Genomic DNA, 2,180 nt, shown 5'->3' on the forward strand with positions numbered 1-2,180 from the left:
TGCTGACGCCGCCCCCCGCGCCCGCGTTCGGACTGCGGCGGGCGTGCAGCAGCGGGGCGGGCGCGTCCGGGTCGCCTGCCGCTTCACGTTCCGGGTCAGGGCGGGTGGGGGTGGGCGCGGTGTCGGCGTCCTCGCCTGTGGCTGCTCGGCCCGCTGCGGAGGGTTGGGGCGGTCCCCTGTCCTCCGTCTGACCTGCTGGAGCGGGGGGAGGCGGCGGCAATGGGGCCTCCGTCCGGGGCAGCAGGGGTGGGAGCTGTGGGGGGGCAGGGGCCTCGCCCCTCCGGAAAAAGGTGTCGAAGGCGGCGTCGAACACCCGCCCCTCCTCGCGGCTGGCGGTCAGCACGGCGCGGAGGGCATCCCGCACCTCGCGCCGCCGACCCAGGTTCACGGCCCCCAGCGCGGCGAGCGCCGCCGCCGTCTCGCCCGGTCCCAGCCGGAAGCCGTGGGCCCAGCGCAGGTGGGCGCACAGGGCCGCCACGCGGGAGGGGAGGTCGGCCTGGGATGGGGGAGCCGTCACCGCCGGGCGATCTTTTCCAGCAGCGGGCGGGCCAGCAGCTGGTCCTCGCGCAGCTTCAGCACCGCGCCCAGGGTCAGCTCNGGCCCAGCGCAGGTGGGCGCACAGGGCCGCCACGCGGGAGGGGAGGTCGGCCTGGGATGGGGGAGCCGTCACCGCCGGGCGATCTTTTCCAGCAGCGGGCGGGCCAGCAGCTGGTCCTCGCGCAGCTTCAGCACCGCGCCCAGGGTCAGCTCCAGCGCCTCCGCGTCGAGCCAGTCGCGGTGCAGCACCACGAGCGCCGTCGCCCAGTCCAGCGTCTCGGCCACGCCGGGCGGCTTGCCCAGCGGCAGCTCGCGCAGGGCGTGGACGGCCCGCGTGACCTGCCCTGCCAGCGCCCCGTCAATGCCGGGCAGCCGCGCCCGCACGATCTCCAGTTCCTCGGCGCGGCTGGGATAGTCCACCCACAGGTACAGGCAGCGCCGCCGCAGCGCGTCGCTGAGTTCGCGGGCGCGGTTGCTCGTCAGCAGGACGTGGGGGCGGGCGGTGGCCGTCAGGGTGCCCAGCTCCGGCACCGTGACCTGCCACTCGGCCAGCAGTTCCAGCAAGAAGGCCTCGAAGGCGTCGTCCGCCCGGTCCACCTCGTCGATCAGCAGCACCGGGGGCGCGGGCTGCCGGATCGCCTCGAGCAGGGGCCGCTGCATCAGGAACTCGGGGCCATAGAGGTCGGCGTCCGTCACGGGCCGCCCTCCGGCCTCCGCCGCCCGCAGGTGCAGCAGCTGGCGGGCATAGTTCCACTCGTAGAGGGCCGATTGCGCGTCCAGGCCCTCGTAACACTGCAGGCGAATCAGGCGGGTGCCGAGCGAGGCCGCGAGGGTCTTGGCCGCCTCGGTCTTGCCGACGCCCGCCGGTCCCTCCAGCAGCAGCGGTTTGCCCAGCGCCACGACCAGCCGCAGCGCCGTCACCAGCGCGTCTCCCGCCACGTACCCCCGCTCGCGGAAGGCGGCGCGGAGGTCGGGCGGCTCTGGAGCCGGAGGAAGGGTCACGCCAGGGTTCCGGCGCTCGCGCTCACCTGGGTGCTCATGTTCTGGAAGGTCTTCTCGATCAGCTTCTGCGCCTGCGCGTCCAGCACCCGGCCGCCCACGGTCGCCACCGGGCCGCGCATGGTCGCGTCGCCGGTCCAGTCCAGCGTGGTCGTGCCGTCGCCGTTGTCCACGATGTTCGCGCCCGCCGTCAGGTCCACCACGCTGCCCAGGCCGCCGCCCTGCACCTTCACGTTCACGCGGCCCTGCGCCTCGTCGGGCAGCACCTCGATCTTGAACTTGAACTTGCCGCGCACCATGCCCACGCCCACCTGCACGGTCGCGTCCATATGGGTCTGGTCGTGGACCACCACTTCCTGCACGTCGGGCAGGCAGCGGGCCACCCGTTCGGGGTCCTGCACAAAGGCCCACACCACCGCCGGGGGCGCCTGGACGTGTTCCTGACCGCTGTAGTTCAGTTTCATGGGGTCTCCTCGGGGGAAAGGGCTCGGGTTGTCGGTCCTTCCATTGTGCCCCAGGGCAGCCAGAATGGGGCCATGTGAAAGGCGGGGTGGCTGATCGGCGGGCTGGTGCTCGCGCTGTGGGTGCTGGCCGGGCGCGACGTGCCGCTGGCGGCGGACCTGCGCCCGGCCGAGGTGCAGGCG

2 protein-coding genes and 1 pseudogene are annotated in these 2,180 nt (G+C 74.0%); all 3 read right to left on the reverse strand.

Features of this window, described 5'->3' with window-relative positions; all coding sequences use genetic code 11:
- Nucleotides 1–517, reverse strand: a pseudogene (locus QOL99_RS16585) (hypothetical protein); the annotation flags it as partial.
- Nucleotides 518–666: 149 nt separating this feature from the next.
- A complete protein-coding gene (locus tag QOL99_RS16590; protein ID WP_285525470.1) occupies nucleotides 667–1,539 on the reverse strand; it encodes an AAA family ATPase in 873 nt (290 codons plus the stop codon).
- The gene (locus QOL99_RS16595; protein ID WP_285525472.1) at nucleotides 1,536–2,000 is read right to left on the reverse strand and encodes an SRPBCC family protein; all 465 of its coding nucleotides are present in this window, start codon (nucleotides 1,998–2,000) and stop codon (nucleotides 1,536–1,538) included. Before QOL99_RS16595 ends, QOL99_RS16590 begins: the two co-directional genes overlap by 4 nt.
- Between the last annotated feature and the right edge of the window lie 180 nt (nucleotides 2,001–2,180).

Source organism: Deinococcus rhizophilus (assembly GCF_030271215.1).
GTDB classification, from domain to species: domain Bacteria; phylum Deinococcota; class Deinococci; order Deinococcales; family Deinococcaceae; genus Deinococcus; species Deinococcus rhizophilus.

Excerpts from the sequence above, each read along its gene's own strand:
- QOL99_RS16595 (WP_285525472.1), bottom strand. The coding sequence starts at position 2,000 with ATGAAACTGAACTACAGCGGTCAGGAACACGTCCAGGCGCCCCCGGCG.